This window comes from Nocardiopsis lucentensis DSM 44048, from assembly GCF_000341125.1.
Classification (GTDB): Bacteria; Actinomycetota; Actinomycetes; order Streptosporangiales; family Streptosporangiaceae; genus Nocardiopsis; species Nocardiopsis lucentensis.
The window spans coordinates 1-4506 of record NZ_ANBC01000895.1 but is presented as its reverse complement, the minus strand read 5'-3'; the positions used below and the strand labels follow the sequence as shown (position 1 = coordinate 4506).

The following is a 4506-nucleotide window of genomic DNA, read 5'->3' as shown; positions in this document are numbered from 1 at the left end:
CCTCGTCGCCGCCGCGCGCGGCCGCGGCGACCCGCACGTTGCCGCGCACCGCCAGCCACATACCGATGAAGCCGGTGGCCGCTGACAGCAGTGCGCCCAGGGCGAAGAAGAGGGAACGGCCGATCGCGATACCCCAGGACTCCGCGGGAAGCAGCAGCAGGAGGAGGGGGATGACGACGACGAAGACCGCGAGGGTTCGGAACTGTCGTTTGAGATAGGCGGCCGCTCCTTCCTGAACGGCGACCGCGATGTTCTGCATTCGCTCGGTGCCCTGCCCTGCGGCGAGGACCTCACGCACCAGCATCCCCGCGACGGCGAGGGCCAGGAGCGCCACCGCCATGACGACGATGACGAGTGTGAAGTCGCTGCCTTCCAAAGCTAGGGCCATGCCGCCGTCGGCGGCGAGGTTGAGCCCAGACAATCCGTCCTCCTTGAGACGGGCACGACCATTTCGGCCCCGTTCACGGTACGCACGGAACGGTTCGCCTCTGGGGCGTCGGTCCCGCGCGAGGCCACGGACGTACCGTCGTCCGGAGGGAGCCTGAGCTGGCCCGACGACACGCTGTCCGGGGTCGAAGCGGTGCCATCTTTATGTGTGATGCGCACCGCCCGCGCCACGAGTTCACGAGCGGTGATCCGGGGATTCTACGCACGACGACGAATAAAGGTGAGAGGCGATTCGGCTTTTCCCCAGGAGGAGTCAAAGATGTGACCACATGGTGATCTGAGGATGTGGATAAATTACTTTATCTGCGACATTTGCCTTTTATCTTATCGCATAATGCTTTAATGCGATGTTAACGTTAAAGCGTGCACCGGGCCTTATACGAGCACGCAGCGCCCGAAACATCAACAAAAGTCACAGAAGGACGCATTCGCACACCAACCGGGAACGGATCTCCCCAGACGCGGGGACACCTTCCGGCGCCCGGTGACGCCTCGTGCTACCTCCCGCGCAGGCGCATGCCCGAGGGATCGATCCCGTCACCCGGCCGCACCCGACCCGCCTCCAGGTCCTCGGCCAACGCACGGGCGAAGTCCGCGACCCCGTTCGCGTCGACACCGTGCGGTGCCTCCGGTCCGAACGCCGCCACCCGGTCCGCGCCCCGCCGCAACAGACGCGCGGCCCCGACCGTGTTCCCACGCTGGGCGTGCGTCACGCCCACCGCCGTCTGGGCGAGCCCCCGCCACAGTTCGCGCTCCGGCTCGGGCACGGACTTCCACACGGCCTCCAGGACCTCGTGGGCGGTGAAAGCGTACCCGCCGTCGAGCAGCCGCTGGGCGGTTTCCAGTCCTTCCTCCACGGTGAACTCGGCGTCGTCGGGGACGCGTTCGACCTCGCCCACGCTTCCGTGCGGCATCGGTCGACCGTAGCGGTCGCGCGGACGCTGGTTCTGCGCGCGCCCCTGCTCGTTCCGGTCCCGATCGCCGTCCGCACCGTTCGGGGAAACCGCCATCACTGCCTCACCGCCGTCATCACGCCGCCACGACCACCGGCGCCACCACGGCACCGCGCTCGTTCGGGGTCCTCCTCCGCGCCGCCTACCGCTCCACGGCGGCCACGCCCCCCAGCCACTCCACCAGTGCCCGGGAGACCTCTTCCGGTCGCTCCTCGTGCGGGAAGTGTCCCGCGCCGGGGATCCCCTTCCAACGGTAGGGCCCCGCGACCATCCCCTGCGAGGCGCGTGCGCCGTGGGGCGGGCAGGCCCGGTCCTCGGTGCCGTGGAGCTGGAGGACGGGCACCCTCACGGGGCGCCGCATCCTCGCGTTGTACCGAGCGCCGTCCAGCCGCCAGCGCGACCGGAAGATCCAGCGATGGTACTCCAGGGAGCAGTGGGAGACCTTGGGGATCGAGAACGCCAGCCGGTAGCGCTTCTCGGTCTCCTCGTCCGGCCACCCGGGGCCGCTCCACTCCCGCAGCAGGTCACCGACACGGACGCAGCCGTCCGCCAGGAGCCGGTGTTCGGGAAGGACCGGCAGTTGGGCCCGGAGCAGGTGCCGGGCGCCCGGTCCCATCGACACCAGGGTCCGGCCCATGCGCGAGGGGTGGGGTGCCGCGACCGCCGCCAGGGCCCTGACACGATCGGGGTGGTGCACGGCCGCGGTCCATCCGACGAGCCCGCCCACGCCGTGCCCGACGACGACCGCGTCCGCGGCTCCCAACGCGCGAACCAGGCCGGCCGCGTCCTGGGCGAGGGTGATGAGGTCGTACCCGCGTGGGGGCTTGTCGCTGGCGCCGTATCCGCGCAGATCCGCGGCGACCGCGCGGTATCCGGCGTCGGCGACCGCGGTCAGCTGGGCTCGCCAGGCCCACCAGAACTGGGGGAACCCGTGCAGGAAGAGGACGAGCGGCCCGTCGCCCAGTTCGGCGACGTGGAACCGCGCCCCCGCCGCACCGATCGTGCGGTGCCTCCAGGGTCCGTCGACGTAGGCGACCGAATCGTCCAACACCTGGGTGGGGACCTACTTCTCGGCGGGGGCGGTCTCGCCGGAGACGGCCACCGCGCCGTCGCCGTTCCGGGGCGGCCTGATGTCGCCGCGCAGGATGCTGACGAGCCGGGAGGTGGTCTCGGCGGTGCGGGCCAGTCCCTGGCGCCTGCGCAGGTTGACGATGGCGATGAGTACGAGGACCGCCGCCACCAGCAGGTAGAAGAGTGTGACGATGCCGAAAGCGATCCACGGCGCCAGGCCGAGCTCCATCAGGCCGAGACCGATGGTGACCGAGAGGAGGATCGCGACCAGGTGGAGGACCACCCCGGCCGCGAGGAACTCGCCGACGCTCTTGCCGATCCGTGTGGCGTCGGCCTTGGCCTCGAGTTTGGCGAGCCTGATCTCCAGGCGTACCAGCCGGGAGAGGTTGTCGGTGGCGTCGGAGACCAGTTCACCGATGGAACGGTCGGTGCCGCTGGATGCGCCAGGTTCGCCGCCACCCGGCTTGTCCACCATCGTGGGGGGTCCCTTCTCTCGGTCCGAACTCGTGGATGATCCTCCGCATCCTCGCACATGACCGACCGCCCATGTCTCTCACGGCACGCAAAACGACATGGTCGCGTTTGGTCACACGGGTGAGCCGGAGCGGCGGTTCGAGCCCCGCGGGCCTTCCTCGAACCCCGCTCCGGCGTGTACCCGGTGCGGCACCGGCGCGGGGCGGCCGTGACGACCGCCCCGGCTCACTCGCCCTTGGCGGCGGACGGCAACTGCCTGGCGATCACGTCCATGATCGAGGAGTCGGTGAGCGTCGAGGTGTCGCCCACGGCGCGGTTCTCGGCGATGTCGCGCAGGAGGCGCCGCATGATCTTCCCGGACCGCGTCTTGGGCAGCTCGGGGACGGCCAGGAGCCGGGCGGGTTTGGCGATCGGGCCGAGCGAGGCGCCGACGTGGTCGCGCAGCTCCTTGACGAGCTCCTCCGGCACCTCCTCCGCACCGCCGCGCAGAATGACGAACCCGACGATCGCCTGGCCGGTGACCTTGTCCGTGGCGCCGACGACCGCCGCCTCCGCCACCTTCGGGTGGGAGACGAGCGCGGACTCCACCTCGGTGGTGGAGATGTTGTGGCCGGAGACGAGCATGACGTCGTCCACGCGGCCGAGCAGCCACAGGTCGCCGTCCTCGTCCTTCTTCGCGCCGTCACCGGGGAAGTAGAGGCCTTCGAAGCGGGACCAGTAGGTGTCCTTGTACCGCTCGGGGTCGCCCCAGATGCCGCGGAGCATGGACGGCCAGGGCTCGCGGATCACGATGAAGCCGCCCTCGCCGTCGGGCACCGAGTCGCCCGCCTCGTCCACGACGTCGGCGACGACGCCGGGCAGACCGCGCATGGCGGCACCGGGCTTGCCGGCGGTGACGCCGGGCAGGGGGCTGACCATGATGGCGCCGGTCTCGGTCTGCCACCAGGTGTCCACGACCGGGGTCCGGCCGCCGCCGATGTGCTCGCGGTACCAGACGTAGGCCTCGGGGTTGATCGGCTCGCCGACGGAGCCGATGACGCGGAGGCTGGAGAGGTCGAACTTGGCGGGGATGTCGTCACCCCACTTCATGAAGGTGCGGATCGCCGTGGGCGCCATGTAGGCGATGGTGACCTTGTACTTCTCGACGATCTCCCAGAAGCGGCCGCGGTGCGGGGTGTCCGGGGTCCCCTCGTACATCACGGTGGTGGCCGCGTTGGAGAGCGGGCCGTAGACGATGTAGGAGTGTCCGGTGACCCAGCCGATGTCCGCGGCGCACCAGAAGACGTCGGTGTCGGCCTTCAGGTCGAACACGGCCCAGTGGGTGTAGGAGACCTGGGTGAGGTAACCGCCGGTGGTGTGCAGGATGCCCTTGGGCTTGGCCGTGGTGCCGCTGGTGTACATGATGTACAGCGGGTCCTCGGCGTCGTGCGCCTCGGGCGTGTGCTCGGTGCTCGCGGCCTCGACGGCCTCGTGCCACCACACGTCGCGGTCGGTCCACTCCACGTCCTGGCCGGTGCGGCGGACGACGAGGACGTTCTCCACGGCCGGGCGGTCGGCGACG

Annotated in this window: 5 protein-coding genes; all 5 read right to left on the bottom strand. The window is 70.0% G+C overall.

The window, feature by feature from the left end; translation table 11 throughout:
- The coding region (locus D471_RS0130545; protein ID WP_193789810.1) for a sodium/proton-translocating pyrophosphatase at positions 1–388 on the bottom strand (388 nt) is incomplete at its 3' end.
- A 556-nt stretch (positions 389–944) separates the two neighbouring features.
- The gene (locus D471_RS0130540; RefSeq protein ID WP_017602124.1) at positions 945–1457 is read right to left on the bottom strand and encodes a DUF309 domain-containing protein; all 513 of its coding nucleotides are present in this window, start codon (positions 1455–1457) and stop codon (positions 945–947) included.
- Positions 1458–1542: 85 nt separating this feature from the next.
- Positions 1543–2451 carry an alpha/beta fold hydrolase gene (locus D471_RS0130535; RefSeq protein ID WP_017602123.1) on the bottom strand — a complete coding sequence of 303 codons (909 nt, stop codon included), beginning with the start codon at positions 2449–2451 and terminating at the stop codon, positions 1543–1545.
- Positions 2452–2463: 12 nt separating this feature from the next.
- A complete protein-coding gene (locus D471_RS0130530; RefSeq protein ID WP_017602122.1) occupies positions 2464–2946 on the bottom strand; it encodes a phage holin family protein in 483 nt (160 codons plus the stop codon).
- Between the two features lie 224 nt (positions 2947–3170).
- Positions 3171–4506, bottom strand: a 1336-nt coding sequence (locus tag D471_RS37085) for an acetate--CoA ligase (RefSeq protein ID WP_017602121.1), incomplete at its 5' end; no start/stop codon positions are given.